The organism is Rhodococcus sp. NPDC003383 (assembly GCF_053589115.1).
In genome coordinates, this window is sequence record NZ_JBSFRG010000002.1 from 149880 (window position 1) to 172343 (window position 22464).

Consider the following 22464-nt stretch of genomic DNA (forward strand, 5'->3'; position numbering starts at 1 on the left):
CATGAGAGGTGGAGGGGTGGAACAGAAGACCGCGGCGGTACTCGACGCATCGACCGGCGACTGGCGCGACCGGCTGACCACACTGCTCGCCGACTATCGGAAGCGTCCACGCCCGGCCACCTCCCGCGAGCGTTTCGAGGCTGCCCGGGCCTGGCAATCCGAACTCGTCGACGCGGGTCTCGCGGCGCCGGGATGGCCACGCGAAGCCGGCGGCATGGAACTCTCGCTGGAGGAGCAACTCGACTACTACCGGATGACGACCCGGGCCGGGGCGCCGAAACATCCGTGCCCCCTGTCGTTCATCGTGGCACCGACGATCATCGTGCACGGCACGCAGGAGCAGAAGGATCGCTTCCTCGAGCCGCTGCTGCGGGCCGACGAGTTCTGGTGCCAGGGCTTCTCGGAACCGGGCGCCGGCAGCGACCTCGCCTCGCTGTCCACCCGCGCCGTGCGTGAGGGCGACATCTACCGGGTTACGGGACGGAAGATCTGGACCACCATGGCCGACAAGGCCGACTGGATCTTCGCGCTGGTCCGCACCGGAGCTCCCGGCCGCGGCACGGCAGGCATCACCTACCTGCTGATCCCGATGAACGCTCCCGGTATCGAGGTGCGTCCGCTGCGCGATGCCGCAGGAGGCCACCACTTTGCGGAAGTCTTCTTCGATGACGTCGAGGTACCCGTCGCCAACCGGATCGGCGAGGAGGGCGAAGGCTGGTCGATCATGCGGACCTCGCTCGGACACGAGCGGGCTACGGCCTTCCTCGCCGACGAATTCCGTTACCGCAGCACGGTCGACAAGGTGTTCCGGCTCGCCGCCGCGCAGGGTTACGCCGACGATCCGCTGATCCGGCAGGAACTCGCGAAGGTCGAGACCGGCGTCCGGGAGATCGCCGCGAACAGTGCACGAGCACTGGAAGCCGTTCTGCGAAACGAAGATCCGGGCGCGGTGGCGTCGATCAACCGCCTGGTGAAGTCGGAATTCGAGCAGCACATGCACCGGCTCGCGCTGCGCCTGACCGGATCGGGGGCGGTGCTGAACACCCGGTCCGAGGGCGTCGTCGAACACGGGCGCTGGACCTACGGATATCTGATGTCCCGCGCCGCGACGATCGGTGCGGGCACCGCGGAGATCCAGCGCAACACCATCGCGGAGAACGTGCTCGGCCTACCCTCGCATCGCGGCGAGGGCCGCCGGAACCCGGTGGTCGCCCCGGGACGACCGCTCACCGCTCCGGAGGAGGACGAGGCGGCGCTGCGCGAGGTACTCGGCGACCTGCTCTCGTCCCGCGTGGACACCGGGAAGTTGCTCACGCGCGAGTCTGCACCCGGTGATTACGACATCGACCTGTGGGACGAACTCGTGAAGTTCGGTCTGCCGGGGCTGGCCGCTCCGGAGTCCCTGGGCGGTGGCGGCCAGCCGTTGCGGCTGCTGTGCGCGGCCGTCGAAGAGGCGGCGTACCACCTGGCGCCGGTGCCGCTCGTGCCGACCGCCATCGCCCTCGAGGTGCTCGCCGCAGCGGGCGTCGACGAGCCCGCCCGTACCGTGGTGTCCGGTGCGACCGCCGCCTTCGTAGTCCCCGTCGACGATCGGGGCTGGGTTGTCGAGTCCGGCCTGCCCGTGCTCGACGACGGCCGGTTGACCGGCAGGGTCGAACGCGTCGCGGGTGCACCCGTCGCCGGTGTGCTCGTGGTTCTCGCGACCGATGCCACCACCGGCGGCCGCGTGCTCGTCTCGGTGCAGCCGGCCGACGTCACCGTCACGGTGCAGAACTCGGTGGACCTGACCGCGACCGTCGGCATCGTCGACGCGGACGGGGCGCCGGCCACAGTGCTCGCGTCCGGGCAGGCGGTCGACGACGCGCTGGCCCGCGCCCGCCGTGTCGCGCAGCTGCTCGTCGCGGCGGACTCGGTCGGTGTCGCGAACCGGGCATTTGCGATGGCGGTGGACTGGGCCGGGCAACGCGAGCAGTTCGGTCAGCCGATCGGCTCGTACCAGGCCGTCTCGCACCGATGCGCGTATCTGCTGGTCGGTGCGGAAGGGGCTCGGGGACAGGTACTTTCGGCTGCAGACTGCGACGAGAACCATCCCGACGCGTCCATCGCTGCGAACCTCGCCACGGCAGCCGCGCTCGGCACCGCGGTGACGGCCACGGAAGACTGCATCCAGATCCACGGCGGTATCGGGTTCACCTGGGAGCATCCCGCCCACCTTCTGCTGCGCCGCGCGACGGCGAACGAGGCGTGGATCGGTCGACCCGAAGTGCTGCGCGACTGCGCGGTGAGCGAAGTGTTCGACCGGCTGTCCTGACGGGCCGATCGAACGCACTGCGCGGACACGACGAGGCCGCTGCTCCTGACAGTCAGCGGCCTCGTCGTCGCCGCGGGGTTCTCCCGGGTCACTCCCGGAAACGCAGCAGCCCCTCCTGCGCCGTGCTCGCGACGAGCGTGCCGTCCCGATCGAAGAGGTAACCGCGCGAGAGCCCGCGACCTCCGCTCATCCGGTACCCGTGCTGCTCGTAGAGGTGCCATTCGTCGGCGCGGAAGGGTGCGTGCCACCAGATGGTGTGATCCAGGCTCGCGAGCTGAAGACCGGGAGTTTCGACGTGCCGGGCATGCGGCGGAAGCGACGCCGAGAGCAGGAACAGGTCGGAGCAGTACGCGAACCCCGCGGCGTGGACGAAGGGATCGTCGCCGAGTCGCTCCGCGGTACGGACCCAGGCGCGCTGACGTGGCGGGCGGGCCTCACCCCGCTGGTTCGCGAGCCGTGGATACTCCTCGGGGAAGCGGAAGTCCACACCGGTACCGGTGAGGAGCGGGACAAGCCATGCGGCTCCGCGCAATTCGTCGGTGCTCAAACTCTCCTCGAATCGGGGGAGTTCCTCCGGTGGCGCGGCCGGCGCGCTCACCGGTGTCTGATGTTCGAGGCCGTCCTCCGGGCGCTGGAACGACACGGTCGTGAGGAAGATCGTGCGGTCGTTCTGCACGGCTCGCACGTGGCGGGTGGCGAAACTGCCACCGTCCCGCAGTCTTTCGACGTGATAGTCGACGGGGACATCCGAACGGCCGGGGTGGACGAAGTGCCCGTGGAGCGAGTGGACGTGCCGGTCGGGATCGACGGTGTGACCCGCGGCCATCAACGACTGGCCGAGGGTCTGTCCACCGTAGATCCGCGGGACGTGCGCGTGGGCCTCTCCGCGGAAGACGTCCCCGCCCCTGTCCTGCAGAGAAAGGATGCGCCCGACGGGAGGCCGAGCGAGTGCCGCCAGCATCTCGGCGGTGATTGCGGTCCGCTGAGCTGATCGCGGCGTTCCGTGAGCGTCGATCGACGAATCCCGGGTGCCGGACGGATACCTGTTGTCCGTCCGGCACCCGGAGCCCGTGTCGTTCTTGCTAATTCGCGATGTGCTCACGGGGCAGACCCAGCACTCGCTCCGCGATCACATTGCGGTTGACCTCGGATGTGCCGCCCGCGATCGTCATCGCCCGGGACATCAGGTAGCTGTACACGAGCATGGGCTCGTCCCCTGCCACCACCGCGGGACCGGCGAGGCGCAGAGCCAGTTCGCCGATGTGCTGCGCATGCTCCGCCACGAGCATCTTCGTGACGCTGCCCTCCGGGCCGCGATCGGCCCCGGCAACGGCCCGTACGACGTTGCGGACGTTGAGCACCTTCATCGCCTGCTCACGCGCCACGAGCGCGGCGACGGCGCGAGTCGCCGCGACATCACCGTGCGCGTACTTCGCGGCGACGTCGAGCAACCTGTAGGCGGAGAATTCCTCGCCGCCCGTCCCGCCGCCGCCGATGGACACGCGCTCGTTGCCGAGCGTTGCGCGCGCGACCGTCCAGCCGTTGTCGACCGCCCCCACCACGTCCTCGTCGGGGACGAACACGTCGTCGAAGAACACCTCGTTGAACACGGCGGCACCGGTGATCTCGCGCAGGGGTCGCACTGTCACGCCGGGTGCGTGCAGATCGACGACCACCGCCGTGATGCCCTTGTGCTTCGGGACGTCGCGATTGGTGCGGATCGTCGCCAGGCCACGGTTGCAGTTCTGCGCGTTGGACGTCCACACCTTCTGTCCGGTGATCCGCCAGCCGCCCTCGACCTTGACGCCGCGGGTGGACACCGCCGCGGCATCGGAACCTGCGCCGGGCTCGGAGAACAGCTGACACCACACGAGCTCACCCATCAGGCCCGGACGGATCCACCGCTCGGTCTGCTCGGCGTTGCCGTGCTGGGTGAGCGTGAGCAGGATCCACGCTCCGATCCCGAGGCTCGGGATGTGGAGATCGGCGAATTCCTCCTCGATGACGAGCTGTTCGACGGGCGATGCGGCACGGCCGAACGGCTCCGACCAATGCGGCATGAGATAGCCGGAATCCACGAGCAGCGCACGTCGGTCCTCCTCCGGCGCTGCCCGGAACCGCTCGACGAACTCCCGCGCCTGCGTTCGGAAGCTCTCGGCCTCGGGAGGTAGGTCCACCGCGTAGTGGCGCCGCACCCCGGCGGTACCCGATGCCACGATCGAATCGAGCGCGGCCACCGGCTCGCCGAACAGTGCGCGCAGCGCCTGGGCGCGGCGGAGGAACAGGTGACAGTCGTGCTCCCAGGTGAACCCGATGCCGCCGTGAATCTGAATGCTCTTTTCCGCGTTGGCGATATACGAGTCGAACGCCAGGGCCCGAGCGACGTCGAGCGCGAGGACCGCCTGCTCGCCCTCGGTTCCGGCCCGCGCCGCGTCCCACGCGACCGCGACGGCGAGCTCGGAGGTCGCGAGCATGTTGGCGAGGTGGTGCTTGATCGCCTGGAACGAGCCGATGGGCCGCCCGAACTGCTCCCGCACCTTCGCGTAGGCGAGGGCCGCGTCGAGCGTCGCGCGGGCGCCGCCCGCAGCCTCCGCCGCGGCAAGTGCCCGGGCGATGTGACGGGCACGGCCGGCGGCACCGCGCACCACGGTCAGCGCCGGTGCGTTGTCGAGCAGCACGTGCGCCAGGCGCAGCGAGGGCTCGAAGTCGCGAGCCGGGACGACGGTGACGGCCGCGTCGTCGGGGGAGACGAGCGCGAGGTCGTCGCCGACGGTCAGGGCGAGCACGCCGGCGCCGACAGCACTCACGACCAGTCCGGCGTCACCGGAAACCGCCGTCCCGGAAGCGGTGAGCGAGCCCGCGATGCCGAGCCCCACGACGGTGGAGCCGTCCGCGAGTCCGGGCAGCCAGCGGGACTGCTGGTCGTCGTCCCCTTCGGCGGCGATCGCCGCGGACGTCGCGACGGATGCCAGGAACGGGACGGGAACGAGCAGCCGGCCCAGTTCCTCGGCGACGATCGCCACTTCGGGCAGACCGGCGTCTTCGCCACCGCGCCGGGACGGCAGATGCAGACCGAGCCAGCCGAGGTCGGCGAACTGCTTCCAGAGCGAAGTCGTATCGGCGTTCGGGTCGTCGAGTACACGTCGCGCGAGTGCCGCGGCGTCGTGGCCCGTGAGGAACGACCGGACCGCCTCGGCGATGGCGCGGTGGTCGTCGGTGATCGCGAGTGGCATGGGAACTCTTCCTGCGTGAAGTTGTCCGGGTGAGTGGTCTTCGGTGCCGGCCCCGATCAGCGCGGAGCGAACCGCTGTCCGGCATCGAGACGCAGGCACTGCCCGTTCAGCATGGCGTTGTCGACGATCGCGAGGGCGAGTTTCGCGTATTCCTCGGGCCGGCCCATGCGCTTGGGGAAAGCGGCGTCCTTCACCAGCGGTTCGACGCGGTCGTCCGGGATCCCGGCGGTGATGCCGGTGGCGAACAGGCTGGGCGCGATCGCGAGCACGCGGATCCCGTAGGACCCGAGGTCGCGGGCCATCGTCAGGGCCATCCCGGCGATGCCGGCCTTGGCGGCGGTGTAGGCGACCTGGCCGATCTGGCCTTCGAAGGCGGCGATCGAGGCCGTGTTGACGATGACGCCGCGCTCGTCGTCCTCGGGTTCGTTGTTCGCCATGTGGGCGGCGGCGAGGCGGTTGATGTTGAACGTGGCGATCAGGTTGAGGTCGACCACCTGGCGGAAGGTCTCGAGATCGTGCGGGCCGCTGCGTCCGAGGGTCTTCTTCGCGGTGCCGCCGCCCGCAGTGGTGACGATGACGTGGAGTCCGCCGAGGTCGGCGACTGCCGCTGCGAGCGTTTCCTCGAGGCCGGTGAAGTCGGTGACGTCGGCCGGGTAGAAGGTGCCGCCGATCGCGGTGGCGACGTCCTTGCCGTTGCTGCCCTCGCGATCGAGGATCGCGACCCGGGCGCCTCGAGCGGCGAACGCCTCCGCGGTGGCCTTGCCCATTCCGGACGCGCCGCCGACGACGACGGTCTTCTTTCCGCTGATGTTCATGCACCCTCCTGTGTTCGGTACATCCGGTTCGGGTCGTCTCGTGGGCGGGGCCGGCACGCGGGAACTCTTTGCGTGCCTACTTCGCCGCAAGTTCGATGACTTAGACTACTATCTAAACTATGTGACGGGCGCTACTCTGGCAATGTTCGTAGCGGTGGGTCACACCCGGCATCGTCGGGGCCGGAACCGCAGCCCGACGGCAGGACTTGCGGGAGGAATCGTGATTCTCGAGGCCGGTCAGTCGTTGGCCAGTTCCGTCGACACCACGACCGTGGTCGTGGTCCGCGCACCCGAGGCGGATGTCTCGTTGACCTGTGGTGGGGCGCCCATGGTCGTCGGCAAGAAGGGCGAAGGGGACGGGTCGTCGATCGATCCCGCAAATGTCGGTGGCGCCCAGCTGGGGAAGCGGTACGCCGACGACGACACCGGACTCGAGATCCTGTGCACCAAGCCGGGCACCGGCCGGCTCGACCTCGACGGCCGCCCCCTGCCCCTGAAAACGGCCAAGCCACTGCCGTCCTCGGACTGACATCCCTTGCCGGCCAATCGATTTCTCGAGTGGAGTGACGAATGAGCATCGCGATGTTGCTGGACATGGCGGTCGACGGCTTCGGGGACCGCATCGTGGTCGGAAGCCGGGAGGGGGGCATCTCGGCGGAGCGACTGCGCGAACTCTCGGTCGCCGGTGCCGCCGCGATCCGCGAAGCGGGAGCCGACTCCGTCGTGTATCTCGCGGTCAACGGACCGGCCTTTCCCGTGGCCATGTTCTCGGCAGCGCGCGCGGGCGTCCCGCTCGTCCCGGTCAACTACCGGCTCGGCCGCGAACAGCTCGACGGCCTGCTCGCGAACCATCCGCGTGCGCTCGGCATCGCCGATCCGTCGCAGGCGGAGGCCCTGGAACGTGCAGGACTGTCGGTCGTCTCGCCCGAGGAATGGATGCGGTCACTCGCGGCGTCGGCAAACATCGACGAGGACTTCGACGACGATGCAGTCGACACCGATGCGCCGGCCGTCGTGATCTACACCTCCGGCACCACGTCGGCGCCGAAGGGTGTGCTGCTCCGGCACGAGAATCTCACGTCGTATGTCTTCGGCTCGGTCGAGTTCGCCTCCGCCGAAGAGACCGATGCTGCACTCGTCAGCGTCCCGCCGTACCACATCGCGGCGGTCGCGAACGTCGTCACGAATCTCTATGCGGGGCGGCGCACCATGGTGCTCGAGCAGTTCACCCCGGAGCAGTGGCTCGACACGGTTCGCCGCGAGGAGATCACCAATGCCCTCGTCGTGCCCACGATGCTCGCGCGCATCGTCGAATCCGACGCGGACAAGAGCGTGCCGAGCCTGCGCAATCTGGCATACGGCGGTGCCCCCATGCCCGCGAAGATCATCGAGCGGGCCTTGCGGATGTGGCCCGAGACCGGGTTCGTCAACGCCTACGGTCTCACCGAAACAAGTTCCACCATCGCGGTTCTCGGGCCGGACGACCACCGCGCGGCGCTCGCGAGCGACGACGAGGCGGTCCGGGCGCGGCTCGGGTCGGTAGGGCAGGTCGTCCCCGGCATCGACCTCGAGATCCGCGACTTCGACGACCGCGTGCTCGAACCGGGCGTGACGGGACGAATCTGCGTCCGCGGCGACCAGGTGTCGGCCGAATACGCAGGCGTCGGCCGGATGGTCGACGAGCGGGGCTTCTTCGACACCCGCGACCAGGGCTACGTCGACGAGGACGGTTTCCTCTTCGTCGGAGGCCGTGTGGACGACACCATCATCCGCGGAGCCGAGAACATCGCGCCCGCCGAGATCGAGGACGTGATCCTGCGGCATTCGGATGTGCTCGACGTCGCCGTCGTCGGCGTTCCCGACGACGAGTGGGGGCAGCGCATCGAAGCGGCGGTGGTTCTCCGGCCCGGAGCTGCGGTCGAGACGGACGAGTTGCGTGCGTTCGTGCGGGATTCGTTGCGCAGCAGCAAGACACCCGACCGCGTCGTGTACTGGGACGAGCTTCCGCGGACCGAGACCGGGAAGCTCGTGCGCAGGCACGTGGTGGAACGTCTCGTCGGGCAGGACCGGTCCGCAAAGGTGTGAGTTCGCTACGTTCGACCGAAAGGCCGGACACCCCGAGGAGTTTCTTTACATCCATCACCACGTTCGACCTACAGGCGACGCGCCGAGCACGGTCACGGCGCCCCATCGACCCCGGAGGTACTCCATGAGCTCGACGCAGACGACGGATGCCAAGCCCGAGATCTACACGTTCCGCGAGGAGGACATTCAGTGCGCGCGTGACCTGGTCGGCGTCTACCATGCGGTGACGCAGCGGGAGCAGTACACCCGTGCGACCCCGGACATCATGCGCAACTTCGCCCGCAGCTACGGCGACGACAATCCGCTGTTCGTCGACGAGGAATACGGCTCCTACACCCGCTGGGGTGGACAGATCGCGCCGCCGATGATCAACATCGCGCTCACCAAGGAACTGCTCGCGGATCCGGTGCCGAAGGAACAGCGCCGCCCGTCGTTCCGTGGGATCCACGTGTTCGTCTCCGGAACCACCACCGACTGGTACCGGCCGATCTACGACGGCGACACGCTGTACTCGTTCCGGGGTTTCGAGAACGTCGAGCTCAAGGAGTCCGAGTTCGCCGGCCGTTCGCTCATCATCACGACCATCAACGTGCAGTTCAACCAGCGTGCCGAGGTCGTGCAGACGCAGCGCGTGATCAGCATCCACACCGAGCGGCACGAGTCGAAGAAGCGCAAGAAGTACGACGCCATCGAACCCGCGTCCTACACGCCCGAGGACATCGCGAAGATCGACGAGATCTACGCCGCCGAGGTGCGACGCGGTGCCGAGACCCGCTACTTCGAGGACGTCGAGGTCGGGGAGAGCCTCGGCACCATGGTGAAGGGCCCGCTGACCACCACCGACATGGTCGTATTCCATTCGGGTGGTTACGGTTTCGCTCCGTACACGCCGACGGCGAGCCGGCTGGCGTACAAGAACCGCCAGCGCATCGGCGCGTTCTACATCCCGAACGAGCAGGGCATTCCGGATGTGGCGCAACGCATCCACTGGGACAGCGAATACGCGCGCTCGATCGGCCTGCCCGCGGCATACGACTACGGTATGATGCGCGACTGCTGGCTCAGCCACTTCCTCACGGACTGGATCGGCGACGAGGGCTGGATCGAGACCATGTCCAGCCAGATGCGCAAATTCAACTACATGGGTGACACCCACACCTTCACAGGTGAGGTCGTCGATAAACGCGTCGAGGGCGACCGGCACCTCGTCGACGTCGAGCTGCGCGGTACGAGCCAGCGCGGTGAGGTCACCTGCCCGGCCACCGCGACGATCTCGCTGCCCAGCCGTGAAACCGGTCTGGCCGTCCTGCCGACCGCGCCGGTCGAGCTCGAGCGTGTCGCCGCCGAGATGCTCGCGCGCAGCGGTGAACTGCGCGCACAGAAGCGGCGGGCCGCACAGGCATGACCACGAACGAGCGCGAAGCGAACGAACTGTCCCCCGATCTCGTGAACTGGATCGGCGAGACGGCGAACGGCACCGTGATCTCGACCGATCGGCGCCCCGGCGGGGGCCGGCGAGAAGCGTGGGTGGTGGAGGTGCGGGACGCGGACGGTACCGTCCGCCCGCTGTTCCTGCGCTACGACCGCCTCGACCCCGAAGAGAAGGGTGACGATTTCACCCTGCACCGCGAGGTCGCGTTCTTCCGCGCGTTGAGCGGCACCGCTGTGCCGGTCCCCGAGGTCGTCGGGGTGCATCCGACCGAACAGGCGATCCTGTCCGAACTCGTGCCGGGCCAGGCATGGTTCTCCCGCTTGCGCGACGAGGACGAACGGGTCTCGGTCGCATCGGATTTCATGCGCATCCTCGCCGAGATGCACCGGGTGGATCCGCACCGGCTGGGGTTGCCCGACCAGGACCCCGACGCCGATCTGCGCGTGCTCGTACACCGGGAGATCGACACCTGGGAAAAGATCTATCGCGACGCGGGGACCCGTGACCCGTTGATCGATCTGGGCCTCGACTGGGTCCGCCGCAACGTGCCCGACGTGGGCGGGCCGGTGGTGATCGTGCAGGGAGACACCGGACCGGGCAACTTCCTCTACGAGCACGGCAGGGTGACCGCGGTCCTCGACCTCGAACTCGGGCATCTCGGCGACCCGCACGACGATCTGGCCTGGGTTTCGGTGCGCGCGGTGCAGGAACCGTTCACCGACCTCATGGAGCGGTTCGGGGAGTACGCGCGCGCCTCGGGAACCGACCTGGACGTCGAGCGGATCCGCTACTACCGGGTCCTCGCCGAGCTCCGCATCGTGATCCTCGGGCACCGCAACCGTGTCGAACCCGATCTGCTGGGCGAGGTCGGCAACGGTCTCGTGTACGGACTGCTGCACCGGAGACTGCTCCTCGAGGCCCTGGCCGACGTCGTCGGCGAGGAGGTCCCCGAGGTCGACCCGGTGCCGGCGACGCCGGGCGAGCGGGACTGGCTCTACGACGCCGCACTCGAACAGATCCGGCAGATCATCGTTCCGCGGAGCGAGGATCCGTTCGTGATTCAGCGCAGCAAGGGCCTGGCCCGAATTCTGAAGTACCTGCGCGAGGCATCCTCGGTGGCGGGAGCCGTCGAACAGCGGAACCTGGACGATCTCGAATCGGTGCTCGCACACCGGCCGTCGTCCGTCGCAGCGGGCACCGCAGAACTCGTGGGGCGGTGTCTCGCAGGAACGGTGCCGGTCGGGACCGCGGTGCACGTGCTCCTGCGGCAGGTGGCGGGAGAGACGCAGGCGCTGCGACCCGCGATGGGTGTGCTCGCGGACCGGCGTTTCGATCCGTTGCCGCGAGCGGTCGAGACCGGCGCGACGGACGACCGGTGATATTCGTCAGGGCGCGTGCCCGTGTTCTCCAGGAGGAACTGTGGATCTGAGCGGCTTGACCACGGTGATCGCAGAGTTGAAGGACCATGTTCTGACGATCACGCTCAACCGGCCCGACCAGCTCAACTCGTTCACCGATGTGATGCGGGCCGAGTTCGCTGCGTTGTGGGCCTATGCGCGTGAGGAGAACGATGTTCACGTCATGGTTCTCCGGGCCAACGGCGAACGCGCGTTCTCGACGGGTGTCGACGTCAAGGAGGGAACGTTCCTCTCCGACAACGTTTTCATGCGCCGCGATCCCGGCACCGATCTCTCGCCCAAGCACAACGGGTGCTGGAAGCCCCTGATCTGCGCGGTGCACGGGATGGCCGCGGGTGGTGCGCTGTACTGGCTCAACGAGGCCGACATCATCATCGCGAGCGAGGACGCCCAGTTCTTCGACCCGCACGTGTCCTACGGCATGGTCGCCGCGCTCGAGCCGATCGGTCTGGCCCATCGCATCCCGATCGGGGAAGTCTTGCGCATGGTCCTGCTCGGGCTCGACGAGCGCATGTCGGCGAAGCGTGCACTGGAGATCGGCTTCATCACCGAAATCGTGACCCGCGACAACCTGTGGGACCGAGCGCAGGACCTCGCGGAGCGCGTCGCAGCGAAGCCACCGGCCGCGATCCAGGGCAGCATCCGGGCCATCTGGGAGTCGAAGAACACCGGTCGTGCCGCGGCGCTCGCGACCGGCATGTACTACACGGACCTGGGCAACCCGATCGGCATGGCGCAGGTCGCCCGCTCGGAGGTACCGACCCGCAAGTACGAGGTGCGCTGACATGGATTACGGGATGACTCCGGAACTCGAGAAGTTCCGTGCCGAGGTCAGCGAGTTCGTCGCGGCCCACAAGCCGGCGGTCCCGGTCAAGGCGGGTGTGCGCAGCGCCGAGGACGCCGAGGAACTCGCTCTGCTGAAGGAATGGACCGCGAAGTTGTTCGCGGCCGGATACATCGGTGCCGACTGGCCGGAGGAGTACGGCGGCAAGGGCGCTGCGCATTCGCCGGAGAAGGACGTCGTCGTCGGAGAGGAGCTCGCGCGCGGGCGGGCGCCGGCCGCGATACAGGGCGCCGCACATCTCGTGGCGCACGCGCTGATCGATTTCGGCACCGAGGAACAGCGGCAGAAGTACCTGCCGGGAATCCGCTCGGGCGAACTCGTCTTCTGTCAGCTCTTCAGCGAGCCGAGTTCGGGCAGCGACCTCGCGTCGCTGCGCACCAAGGCGGTCCCGGTCGAGGGCGGGGGATTCCGGGTCACCGGCCAGAAGGTGTGGACCACGAACGGGCACTGGGCCGACTACGGCTACCTGCTTGCACGGACCGATCCGGATGCGCCGAAGCACAAGGGCATCGGCGCGTTCATCGTCGACATGCGGCTGCCGGGTGTCGACGTGCGGCCGTTGCGGGAGATGACCGGCACCTCCGACTTCAACGAGGTCTTCCTCGACAACGTCGAACTCGGGCCCGACGCGCTGATCGGCGGGGTCACGCAGGGCTGGGTGATCGCGAATTCGATTCTCGCGCACGAACGTAGCGCCGTGGCGACGAGCGCGGTGCGGCTGCAGCAGAACATCGAGGCGCTGAAGGAGCTGGCCTCGCGCGTCACCCGGAACGGCCGTCCGGCGATCGAGGACGGCGCCGTGCAGGAGCGCATCGGCGAACTGGCGGCGGGCGTCGCCGCGCTCTCGGCACTCGTGTACGCGAACATCAGCCGGTGGTCGCGGGGGACCGAACGGGCGTACGACGCCCCGATGGCCAAGCTGATGTTCAGCGAACTCGGCGTGGACATCGCACGTTTCGCTCTCGATCTCGCCGGCGAGGCGGGGATCCTCGTCGAGGGTGACGAGAACGCGATCGATCACGGCCGATGGCAGGACGAATTCCTGTACGCGCGCGGGTTCACCATCGCGGGCGGAAGTTCGGAAATCATGCGCAATCTCATCGCCGAGCGTGGGTTGGGGATGCCGCGTTGAAGTGAGCAGCCGGTGGGGAGGGTCCATGGATTCTCCCCACTCGGTCGTTCCGGGGCGCTCGCGTTCCAGGCCGAGCGGCGGCGTGACGGGGAACAGGCCCCGGGGTGACAGGGTGATCCGCGATGCCGGACACCGCATACCCGATTGACCTAGTTAACTATGTGATCTATCTTTGGATTCGAGGCGTTTTCGCCCGGCGCCGCCGAGCGGCGGGAGCATCACGACCGGTACCGATCCAGAAAGAACGCGGATTCTTCCCGGCGGCAGAACTGGAGGCATCAATGACGGGTATCAGGGAAGCGCTGGGCTTGCTCTGGTCGGCATCCGACCACGCGAAGATGGTGCAAGAGGGCAAGACATGGCACACGTGGGGAGGCGTGCGTGCGCTTGCCGAGAAGATCGACGACGAGTTGACGCGCGTCGGCTGCGGCGAGGGCGCCCGCATCGGAGTCGTGCTCGGAAATCGGATGGAGTCCGTCGCATCCCTGATCGCGATCCTCGGTAAGGGCCGCACGATCGTCACCCTCAACCCCATGCAGCCCACCGCTCGCGTGACCGCCGACGCGGTGGCTGCGCTCCCCCAGGTGGTGCTCGCGCCGCAGAACGATTGGGACGTGGAAGATTTCACGGTCCCGCTGGCCGAAGCCGGGATCGTCGGCTTCGCGGTCGACGGTGTCGATGTCGTCCAGCGCACGGGTGGCCCGGAGGCCACCATCGAAGTTCCCACCGATGTTTCCGACCCAGTCGCGGTCGAGATGTTCACCTCGGGCACGACCGGGCCGCCCAAGCGGGTTCCGCTGACCTGGCGTCAGCTCGAAGCCGCTCTCGATGCGGTCCACGGCCACACCGGTAAGCGCGGCGGCGAGGGCGAACCGTTCTCGGGTCACGTCGGTCTCATCGCGCTCCCGATGGTGCACATCGGCGGGTTCTGGGGCGTCATCCAGTCTCTCGCCGAGGCGCGACCCGTCGTCCTGTTGCCGCGGTTCACCGTCGAGGGATGGGTCGACGCCGTGTACGAACACCGGCTTCCGGTCGCGGGCCTGCCGCCGGCAGCAATGCGTTCGGTCCTCGACGCCGGCATCCCGAAGGAGAAGCTCGCGAGCCTGCGCGCCCTCACCGCCGGAACCACCTTCATCAGTCCCGACCTCGCCGACGAATTCACCGAGCGCTACGGCATTCCCGTCATGATCATGTACGGTGCCACCGAATTCGGCGGTGCGGTCGCCGGGTGGACCAAACCGCTCATCGGAGAATGGTGGAGCAGCAAGCGCGGCAGCGTCGGCCGCCCCTTCCCCGGAGTGAAGATCCGCGCGGTCGGCGACGACGGCGAGGTCCTGCCCACGGGCGCGAGCGGCCGGCTCGAAGTCAATTCCAGCCAGACCGGCACGGGCACGAACGAGTGGGTGCGCACCAGCGACCTCGGCCACCTCGACGACGACGGTTTCCTCTACATCGACGGTCGCGCCGACGACGCCATCGTCCGAGGCGGATTCAAGGTGCAGCCCGAGACCGTGTGCAACGCACTGCGCGCGCACGCCTCGGTGCTCGACGCCTCCGTGTTCGGCAAGGCGGACGAACGGCTCGGCCAGGTGCCGGTTGCAGTGATCGAACTGGCCGAGGGAGCCCGGCCGGTGGACGAGGCGGAACTCAAGGAGTTCGTCCGCACGCAGCTGACCGGTTACGAAGTGCCGGTCACCATCCACACGGTGGACGCCCTGCCGCGCAGCGTGTCCCTGAAGGTCGACAGGCGGCGGCTGCTCGAGATGGTCGCCGAACTCGAATCCACGCGGGTCTGAACCCGTACACCAGCAGAGAGGGAACATCGTGTCTGCAGTCATCGTGGAGGCCGTGCGTACACCGGTCGGTAAGCGCAACGGCGGCCTGTCCGGCATCCATCCGGTCGACCTGTCCGCGGTCGTGCTCAACGCGCTCGTCGAGCGTGCGGGGATCGACCCGGTGGTGGTCGGCGACGTCATCTGGGGGTGTGTCCAGCAGGTGGGCGAGCAGTCCCAGGACATCGCCCGCACCGCGCTGCTCGCGGCCGGATGGCCCGAAACGGTCCCCGGCGTCACCATCGACCGCCAGTGCGGTTCGTCGCAGCAGGCACTGAACTTCGCGGTCGCCGGCGTCGAGGCCGGTCACTACGAGGTTGTCGTCGCCGGGGGCGTCGAGTCGATGTCGCGGGTGCCGATGGGTTCGTCGGTGCAGGTCGCCGGCATGCCGTTCAGCAAGTCGTTCCTCGACCGCTACGACGGTGCCGTGCCCAACCAGGGGATCGGCGCCGAGATGATCGCCGAGAAATGGGGCATGAGCCGCACCGAGGTCGACGAGTTCTCCGCTCGCTCCCACGAACGGGCGGCGGCCGCGCAGGACGCCGGCCTGTTCGACGCCCAGATCGTGCCCGTCACGAACTCCGACGGCGCGGTGATCTCCAAGGACGAAGGCATCCGCCGCGGCACCTCGGTCGAGTCCCTCGCCAAGCTGAAGCCGGTGTTCAAGGAGGACGGTGTCATCCACGCCGGCAACGCTTCTCAGATCTCCGACGGTGCTTCCGCCCTGCTCATCATGAGCGAGGAGGCGGCCGCGAAATACGGGCTGACCCCGATCGCCAGGATCCACACGGCGACGGTCGTCGGCGCCGATCCGGTCATCATGCTCACCGCGCCGATCCCGGCGACGGTCGCGGCGCTCGAGAAATCCGGCCTGACCGTCGACGACATCGGAGTGTTCGAGGTCAACGAGGCGTTCGCCCCCGTACCTCTCGCGTGGCTGAAGGAGATCGGTGCCGATCCCGAACGCCTCAACCCCAACGGCGGCGCGATCGCCCTCGGACATCCGCTCGGCGGATCCGGCGGACGCATCCTCACCGACATGGTTCATCACATGCGCCGCAACAAGATCCGCTACGGCCTGCAGACGATGTGTGAGGGCGGTGGGCAGGCCAACGCCACCATCCTCGAACTCGTCGGGAACTGACCGCCCGACAGCCCCGAGCCCCGGTTGCTCGTCATGAGTACCGGGGCTGCGGCGTCTTCGATGAATCTTGTTGTTGCCGAGCGGATTCAGGATGTAATCACGCGGCGGCGAGTCGCCGGCGGTGATACGAGACCGTGCCGTCGAGGAGTTCGTCGACCTTGATGCGCCGGATCAACAGGTGCACATCGTGTTCCCAGGTGAAGCCGATACCGCCGTGCACCTGCAGAGCGGTCTGCGCGGTGGTGCTCGCCCCGTCCCCGGTGAACGCCGCTGCTGCGGAGACGGCCCGGAGGCGGGCATCCGAATCGTCTCCGTCGAGTGCGACGGCTGCGGCCCACAGTGCCGCGCGGGAGGCCTCGACCGACAGTGCCATGTCGGCGCAGTGGTGCTTGACCGCCTGGAAACTCCCGATGGGGCGGTCGAATTGGGTTCGCTGCCCGGCGTACTCGACCGTCATCTCGACGAGGCGGGCGGCCGCGCCGAGCGCATCCATGGCGCGGAACGTCGAGAGTGCGTCGTGTACGAAGGCGACGGTGCCGTGCTCCAGCACCGACCACGCACCCTCCTCGAGATCGAGGTCCACCTCGGCGACCGACCACGACCGGGTCACGTCGAGCGACTCGAGGACGCGGACCGAGATCGCGTCGACGGGCACCACGGCACCCACCTCGGCGCCGCTGTCGGTGGCGGCGACGAGCAGGACGCTGTTCGCGTCGATCAGGCCGGTCACCGGCGCCGTCGTGCCGCTCAGTCGCAGTCGTGTGCCGTCGATCTGCGCGTGCAGAGCGGGACTCTCCAGGGAGGTCAGCGCCGGTACGACGAGTTCGGTGCCCGATTCGGCGGCCTCGTAGGCCGGATGGTCGAGCTGTTCGAGCAGCCGTGTCGCGAGCGCGAGTTCCGCGACGGGTAGCGGGCTTGCCGCGCGACCGTGCTCCTCGACGAGCACGGCGAGATCCACCTGGGTGCCGCCCGCGTCCTGGGTGAGGAGCCCGATCAGTCCGGACTCGGCGAGGTGCCGCACCCCGGCGGCCGTGGTGCGGGCCGGGCCGTCGTCGATCCCCGGCCGTCGCGCTGCGATCGGATCGTTCTTGGTGAGCCAGGCGCGCTCAGCCCCGGCGAGGGCTTCCTGTTCGTCGCTCAGCGCAAAGTCCACGACACTCCTTCCAGGCTTGGATTCGACGACTTAGTTAACCACGTCATCTACGTCCTGGATAGCACTACCCGCGTCTCTCGAGCGTAGGCCTCTCGACCGCCGGGCGCGAGGGATCGCACCCGGGAATTCCGTTCGGCCTCTTGCCAACGACCTAGTTATACAGGTAATACTTGTTTGGCTGGGAGTGTGGCACGGGTAACACATGCGCCCCGAAAGCCCTGGGGGAGGAAGCGGAGCTGACGTGGACACGAGCAACACCGCGCGGGTGACAGGCCGGCTGGGAACTGTCGATGACCGCGATCCCGCCGCGCTGCGAGACCAGTGGTACCGCGAGGGCTTCTACAGCGATCGCACGTGGCCCGATGCGCTCGCCGAAAGCTGCGCGACCGGGGCGGCGACGACTCTGGTCTACGCCGGAGGCGAGGGCGCAGAACTCGTCACGACCGTCGGGGAGATCCACGCCCGGGCCCAGCGTGTGGCCGCGGCTCTGCAGGAACGGGGCATCGGCCCCGGGGATTCGGTGGCGGTGCAGTTGCCCAACCGGATCGAAGCCTCCATCGCATACGCGGCGGTGATGCTCGCCGGTGCGGTCCTCGTTCCGATCGTGCACATCTACGGACCGAACGAGGTGCGGTTCATCCTCGAACAGTCCGGCGCCAAGGTCCTGTTCCAGCCCGACCGCTGGCGCTCGATCGACTACGGCAACCGTGTCGCCGCGTTCGCCGACATCCCCACGCTCGAACACATCGTGGTGGTCGGCGAGGCCGTACCGGAGGGCGCGTGCCCGTGGGACGACCTGCTCACCACCACGACGGAATACGCACGACCCGCCGTCCACGCCGACGACGTCGCGTTGCTCATCTACACCTCGGGTACCACGTCCGCGCCGAAGGGCGTACAGCACAGCCACAATTCGCTGCTCGCCGAGCAGCAGGCGGCGACGGAGTACCTCGGAACGGGTGACGACGCCGTTCAGCTCGTGACGTTCCCGCCCGGACACATCGCCGGCGTCGGCAGCATGCTGCGCCCCCTGCTCCACGGCCGGAACACCGTCTACATGGACATGTGGGATCCCGCTCTCGCGGTCGAACTGATCTCCCGTCACCGCGTCACCGCGACGGCCGGAACCCCCTTCCACCTCACCGGCATGCTCGACATCGAGGGAGTTGCCGGAAAGCTCGCGACGCTACGCGAATTCCTCATCGGTGCGGCCACGGTGCCCGAGGACCTGGTTCGTCGCGCAGGCGACATGGGTATCGGCACCTTCCGCTGCTACGGATCGACCGAACATCCCACGGTCACATCCGGCACCGCCACCGACCCGGAACCGGCGCGCCTCGGCACCGACGGTTCGCCGCTGCCGGGCGTGCGCGTGCGCATCGTCGACGAAACCGGCACCGACGTGCCCACCGGCGTCGACGGTGAGATCATCACGCGCGGACCCGACCAGTTCGTCGGCTACCGGGACGCAAGCCTCGACGCTGCGGCGTTCACCGCCGACGGCTGGATGCGCACCGGCGATCTCGGCCACCTCGACGCCGACGGGCGGCTCACGATCACCGATCGCATCAAGGACGTCGTGATCCGCGCGGGCGAGACGATCTCGTCGGGCCAGCTGGAGGACGTGCTGGTCACCCATCCGGCCGTGGCGGAGGGCGCGATCGTCGCGGCGCCCGATTCGCGATACGGAGAAGTGGTGGCCGCGGTCGTCGTCCCGGTCCCCGGCGCCGACATCGATCTCGACAGCATCCGCGAGCACTTCGCCGAATCCGGACTGGCGAAACAGAAGACGCCCGAACGACTCGTCGTCGTCGACGCCCTGCCGCGCACGGCCCTGGGCAAGGTCCGCAAGGCGGAACTCCGCGCCGAGCACTTCCCGAGGGCCGGCGGCAGATGAGCGTGCGCTGGCAGGATCTGCGACTGCCGGTGATGGCGGCACCGATGTTTCTGGTCTCGAACCTCGACCTGGTGATCGCCGCGTGCCGCGCGGGCGTCGTGGGGGCGTTTCCGTCCGCGAACCCGCGGGCACCCGAGACCCTCGACGGCTGGCTCGGCGCCATCCGCGTCGCCGAGCGCGAAAGTATCGACCGCGGTGAGCCGTTCGCGCCGTTCTGCGTGAACATGCCGGCATCGGCTGCGCTCGACAAGGACAGGCGCGACCGCGCGCTCGCGACCGTCGCGAAGCACGAGGTGCCGCTGATCCTCACCAACATGGGCGATCCGAAGGAGATCGTCGACGCCGCCCACGACTGGGGCGGCACGGTGTTCCACGACGTGACGACCGTCCGGCACGCCGAGAAGGCGATCGCGGCCGGTGTCGACGGACTCATGCTCGTCTGTGCCGGGGCCGGGGGACACGCGGGCACACTGTCGCCGTTCGCCTTCCTGCCGCAGGTACGCCGCATGTTCGACGGCCCCATCATGGTTGCCGGTGGTATCGCCGACGGCAACGGCATCGCGGCGGCACTCGCGCTCGGTGCCGACCTCGCGGTGATGGGTACCCGGTTCATCGCGACGCTCGAATCGGGGACGGTCGACGACCACAAGAGCATGCTTGTCGACGCGCGCAGTGAGGACGTGGTGTTCACCGACGCCATCGCGGGCCTGCCCGCGAGTTTCCTCGCACCGTCGATCGCCGCGAACGGGCTCGACCCGGACGATCTGCCGAAACCCGTTGCGCGACACAGACCGAACCTTCCTCCCGGCGTGAAGCCGTGGAAGACGGTGTTCAGTGGCGGTCATTCGACCGGCCTGATCCGCGACATTCCCCCGGTCGCGGGTGTGGTCGACCGGTTGGCATACGAGTTCGATGCCGCTCGCCGAGCGGGCGACTGGCGTGCCGCGCTCGCCGAGTCCCTGTCACGACGGCCGGAAGCAGCAACCCGAAAGGCGCCATGATGACCACACAGGAAATCGGTTTCGTCGAAGCCGACGACTACTTGCACCCGGTCTCCGACAACTTCTACGAGAACGAGACCTTCTGGTTCTCCTTCTTCGTCCCGGAGCGCAACATCGGCGCCTGGATCTACGTGGGAGTGCGGCAGAACGCGGGAATCACGCACGGAGGGCTGTGGCTGTGGGACGACACCGCGGTGGACCCCTGGGATCTGCCCTTCTACGAGGGCTTCTCGGCCCTGAAGATGCCGACCTTCGACGGGCCGAAGCTGATCAGCCCGACCGGCGCGACGATCGAGGTGCTCGAGCCGGGTGAGGTCTACGACGTCCGCTACGAGGATCGGAACCGCATCTCCGTCGAACTGTCGTTCCGGGGATTCGAACGGCCCGTTCCGCTTCTCCGGGGCGCCCCGCCCTATCCGGCGGCGTCGCACTACGACCAGACCGGCCGGGTCACCGGGCACCTGATTCTCGACGGCGAACGAATCGACGTCGAGTGCTGCGCGATGCGGGACCGATCGTGGGGCCCGCGCACCGAGCGGGGATACGGTCGCGTGGGATACACCTGGCTGGCCGACCCGGAGTGCAGCCTGCTCACCTATTCGGTGCCCACCGACACCACCGACAGCGTGCACACCGGGTATGTGCGCCGCGGCGACGAAGTCTCGCGGCTGGTCGGCGGCGAGCGGAAGGTGGTCCGGGATCCGGCCCGTGCCTGGGTGGACCGGCTCGAGATCGCGGTGACCGACGAGCACGGGGGTGAGGTCGTTGCCACCGGGACCGCCCGGAGCCGGATGATCCTGCCCGGTGCGACCAATGTGTGCATCAATACGTTGATCGAATTCGAGATCGACGGCCGGACCGTCTACGGGGAAGACCAGGATGTGTGGTCGATCGAGCAGTTCCGCCGAGCGCGTTCGAGCCGAACGTGAATCCACACGCCGGCTGCGGGCGATCAGCGGTCGCCGAACCGCTCGTCGATTCCCTCGAGACGGAAACGAATGCGTACCGCCGCGTCCCGGGCGGTGGCGATCGCGTCGGCGGCTGCGGAGAGGGCCCGATCGAGTTCCGCATTCGGGTGCAGCGGCGGTCCGGCTGCGGTGTCCGACGCGGGCTGGGGGCGCAGAGCCGGCGCGACGAACGTCCGGAACCGGTGCCGCGCGGCCTTTTCGGATCGGTCCGGGTACTCCGCCGCGAGATAGGTCTGCTCGAGGAGGAAGTCGATCATCTCCCGGACAGGGATGTCGGTGCGGATGACGCCGGCCGCCTGACCGGCGAGCAGGACCGGACCGGAGATCTCGTCGGTCAGCGACCGGATGTCCTCGTCCAGCACGGCGGCGGAATGCTGCGCCACCAATGCCCTGATGACCGGGTCCTCGGGCAGTTCGCGCGTCGTGTAGACCAGGACGTCCTCGATCTTTCCGAGAATGTCGGGTTGCGCTGCGATGATCTCGCGGGTACGGGCGATGTGGTTCCGGGCTCGATGGATGCCGACCAGGATGATCATGCGGGACGTGTTGCCGAGCTGGCGGAACGCCGTCGCCCGCGACACCCCGGCCCGCTCCGCTACGGCGGCCATCGTGATCGCGGTGGTGCCCTGGATGCGCATCTCCTCGTCGGCGGCACGGACGAGTCGGGTTCGCACGCTCTCATCGCAGGCGGGGAGCGAGTGGGATGTCTGCGACGGCATGCGGCCACTCTAACGGCGGAGGCGGCCGGGCGCCTGTGCGACGCGAACAGTGTGTGGGGGTCACTACCTATCTATCTATGTGACCTAGGTCTCGACAATATGGACGATTCTAGCTACGATCGAACGCGAAAGTCTCAAGACGTGCGATTCTGCGCGGTTTGAGTCTCACGATGAGTCGGATTTCCAGCGGTCGTGCGTCGTGCTCTCCGCACGCACCGCCCACGTCGAAACGGCAGGATCCAATGAAGCTCACGGTCGACACCAACAAATGTTCAGGACATGCCCGCTGCTACGCCGTAGCTCCCGAAGTGTTCGATATCGACGATCTCGGCTATGCCCTCCCGCTCGACGTGGAGGTCGAGGAACCGATCGACGAGCGGATCACCGCCGGAATCGCGGCATGCCCCGAACACGCCATCTACCTTCACTGACCCAGATCTCACCGCCGGGCGGCGGCACCGGATTCCTTCACAACGGTCC

General features: G+C 68.2%; 18 protein-coding genes. 13 read left to right on the forward strand and 5 right to left on the reverse strand.

Translation table 11 applies throughout. The features are described 5' to 3' along the window. The first annotated feature begins 16 nt into the window (after positions 1–16). Positions 17–2311, forward strand: coding sequence for an acyl-CoA dehydrogenase family protein (locus ACWDTS_RS02620; RefSeq protein ID WP_450117527.1), 2295 nt, complete (start codon positions 17–19; stop codon positions 2309–2311). Positions 2312–2399: 88 nt separating this feature from the next. On the opposite strand, the gene ACWDTS_RS02625 is transcribed toward ACWDTS_RS02620, so the two are convergent. The 3 genes from ACWDTS_RS02625 to ACWDTS_RS02635 form a co-directional block, all read right to left on the reverse strand. After that, on the reverse strand, positions 2400–3272 hold the full coding sequence (locus ACWDTS_RS02625; RefSeq protein WP_197255965.1) for an acyl-CoA thioesterase domain-containing protein: 873 nt from the start codon (positions 3270–3272) through the stop codon (positions 2400–2402). A gap of 121 nt (positions 3273–3393) precedes the next feature. Then, positions 3394–5544: an acyl-CoA dehydrogenase gene (locus ACWDTS_RS02630; protein WP_450117528.1), complete on the reverse strand. Its 2151-nt coding sequence runs from the start codon at positions 5542–5544 to the stop codon at positions 3394–3396. A gap of 56 nt (positions 5545–5600) precedes the next feature. Beyond that, entirely contained in the window at positions 5601–6359 is a 759-nt protein-coding gene (locus tag ACWDTS_RS02635; protein WP_450117529.1) for an SDR family NAD(P)-dependent oxidoreductase, read from the reverse strand. A gap of 220 nt (positions 6360–6579) precedes the next feature. On the opposite strand from ACWDTS_RS02635, the gene ACWDTS_RS02640 reads away from it, so the two are divergent. The 8 genes from ACWDTS_RS02640 to ACWDTS_RS02675 all read left to right on the forward strand — a co-directional run bounded on the left by ACWDTS_RS02640 (position 6580) and on the right by ACWDTS_RS02675 (position 16246). After that, positions 6580–6888, forward strand: a complete 309-nt coding sequence (locus tag ACWDTS_RS02640) for a hypothetical protein (protein ID WP_450117530.1) — start codon at positions 6580–6582, stop codon at positions 6886–6888. Between the two features lie 41 nt (positions 6889–6929). After that, positions 6930–8444, forward strand: a complete 1515-nt coding sequence (locus tag ACWDTS_RS02645; RefSeq protein ID WP_450117531.1) for a class I adenylate-forming enzyme family protein — start codon at positions 6930–6932, stop codon at positions 8442–8444. A gap of 124 nt (positions 8445–8568) precedes the next feature. Then, positions 8569–9849 carry an FAS1-like dehydratase domain-containing protein gene (locus tag ACWDTS_RS02650; protein ID WP_450117532.1) on the forward strand — a complete coding sequence of 427 codons (1281 nt, stop codon included), beginning with the start codon at positions 8569–8571 and terminating at the stop codon, positions 9847–9849. Continuing rightward, positions 9846–11255 carry a phosphotransferase family protein gene (locus tag ACWDTS_RS02655; RefSeq protein ID WP_450117533.1) on the forward strand — a complete coding sequence of 470 codons (1410 nt, stop codon included), beginning with the start codon at positions 9846–9848 and terminating at the stop codon, positions 11253–11255. The genes ACWDTS_RS02650 and ACWDTS_RS02655 overlap by 4 nt, the downstream gene beginning before the upstream one ends. Positions 11256–11295: 40 nt before the next feature. Continuing rightward, on the forward strand, positions 11296–12078 hold the full coding sequence (locus ACWDTS_RS02660; protein ID WP_197255950.1) for an enoyl-CoA hydratase/isomerase family protein: 783 nt from the start codon (positions 11296–11298) through the stop codon (positions 12076–12078). Position 12079: 1 nt separating this feature from the next. Continuing rightward, positions 12080–13270 carry an acyl-CoA dehydrogenase family protein gene (locus ACWDTS_RS02665; RefSeq protein WP_450117534.1) on the forward strand — a complete coding sequence of 397 codons (1191 nt, stop codon included), beginning with the start codon at positions 12080–12082 and terminating at the stop codon, positions 13268–13270. A gap of 281 nt (positions 13271–13551) precedes the next feature. After that, positions 13552–15066, forward strand: a complete 1515-nt coding sequence (locus ACWDTS_RS02670) for a class I adenylate-forming enzyme family protein (protein ID WP_197255946.1) — start codon at positions 13552–13554, stop codon at positions 15064–15066. Positions 15067–15091: 25 nt separating this feature from the next. Beyond that, positions 15092–16246, forward strand: a complete 1155-nt coding sequence (locus ACWDTS_RS02675; RefSeq protein ID WP_197256026.1) for a thiolase family protein — start codon at positions 15092–15094, stop codon at positions 16244–16246. 97 nt (positions 16247–16343) lie between these two features. On the opposite strand, the gene ACWDTS_RS02680 is transcribed toward ACWDTS_RS02675, so the two are convergent. Further along, the gene (locus ACWDTS_RS02680) at positions 16344–17399 is read right to left on the reverse strand and encodes an acyl-CoA dehydrogenase family protein (protein WP_450117535.1); all 1056 of its coding nucleotides are present in this window, start codon (positions 17397–17399) and stop codon (positions 16344–16346) included. 241 nt (positions 17400–17640) lie between these two features. On the opposite strand from ACWDTS_RS02680, the gene ACWDTS_RS02685 reads away from it, so the two are divergent. The 3 genes from ACWDTS_RS02685 to ACWDTS_RS02695 are packed head-to-tail and all read left to right on the forward strand — an operon-like array spanning position 17641 to position 21226. After that, positions 17641–19296, forward strand: coding sequence for an AMP-binding protein (locus tag ACWDTS_RS02685; protein ID WP_450117536.1), 1656 nt, complete (start codon positions 17641–17643; stop codon positions 19294–19296). Continuing rightward, positions 19293–20297, forward strand: a complete 1005-nt coding sequence (locus ACWDTS_RS02690) for an NAD(P)H-dependent flavin oxidoreductase (RefSeq protein ID WP_450117537.1) — start codon at positions 19293–19295, stop codon at positions 20295–20297. Before ACWDTS_RS02685 ends, ACWDTS_RS02690 begins: the two co-directional genes overlap by 4 nt. Beyond that, positions 20297–21226, forward strand: a complete 930-nt coding sequence (locus ACWDTS_RS02695) for a DUF7065 domain-containing protein (protein WP_450117538.1) — start codon at positions 20297–20299, stop codon at positions 21224–21226. Before ACWDTS_RS02690 ends, ACWDTS_RS02695 begins: the two co-directional genes overlap by 1 nt. 23 nt (positions 21227–21249) lie before the next feature. Here ACWDTS_RS02695 and ACWDTS_RS02700 read toward each other — a convergent pair whose 3' ends face one another. Then, the gene (locus ACWDTS_RS02700; protein ID WP_197255040.1) at positions 21250–21939 is read right to left on the reverse strand and encodes a TetR/AcrR family transcriptional regulator; all 690 of its coding nucleotides are present in this window, start codon (positions 21937–21939) and stop codon (positions 21250–21252) included. 287 nt (positions 21940–22226) lie between these two features. Here ACWDTS_RS02700 and ACWDTS_RS02705 point away from each other — a divergent pair, with 287 nt between their 5' ends. Next, complete coding sequence (locus ACWDTS_RS02705) at positions 22227–22415, forward strand: ferredoxin (protein WP_197255042.1); 189 nt, start codon at positions 22227–22229, stop codon at positions 22413–22415. Positions 22416–22464: the final 49 nt, after the last annotated feature.

Coding starts and splice junctions, on each gene's coding strand:
- ACWDTS_RS02655 (WP_450117533.1), top strand. CDS start 9,846: ATGACCACGAACGAGCGCGAAGCGAACGAACTGTCCCCCGATCTCGTG.
- ACWDTS_RS02630 (WP_450117528.1), bottom strand. CDS start 5,544: ATGCCACTCGCGATCACCGACGACCACCGCGCCATCGCCGAGGCGGTC.
- ACWDTS_RS02695 (WP_450117538.1), top strand. CDS start 20,297: ATGACCACACAGGAAATCGGTTTCGTCGAAGCCGACGACTACTTGCAC.
- ACWDTS_RS02635 (WP_450117529.1), bottom strand. CDS start 6,359: ATGAACATCAGCGGAAAGAAGACCGTCGTCGTCGGCGGCGCGTCCGGA.
- ACWDTS_RS02665 (WP_450117534.1), top strand. CDS start 12,080: ATGGATTACGGGATGACTCCGGAACTCGAGAAGTTCCGTGCCGAGGTC.
- ACWDTS_RS02650 (WP_450117532.1), top strand. CDS start 8,569: ATGAGCTCGACGCAGACGACGGATGCCAAGCCCGAGATCTACACGTTC.
- ACWDTS_RS02690 (WP_450117537.1), top strand. CDS start 19,293: ATGAGCGTGCGCTGGCAGGATCTGCGACTGCCGGTGATGGCGGCACCG.
- ACWDTS_RS02670 (WP_197255946.1), top strand. CDS start 13,552: ATGACGGGTATCAGGGAAGCGCTGGGCTTGCTCTGGTCGGCATCCGAC.
- ACWDTS_RS02705 (WP_197255042.1), top strand. CDS start 22,227: ATGAAGCTCACGGTCGACACCAACAAATGTTCAGGACATGCCCGCTGC.
- ACWDTS_RS02625 (WP_197255965.1), bottom strand. CDS start 3,272: ATGCTGGCGGCACTCGCTCGGCCTCCCGTCGGGCGCATCCTTTCTCTG.
- ACWDTS_RS02645 (WP_450117531.1), top strand. CDS start 6,930: ATGAGCATCGCGATGTTGCTGGACATGGCGGTCGACGGCTTCGGGGAC.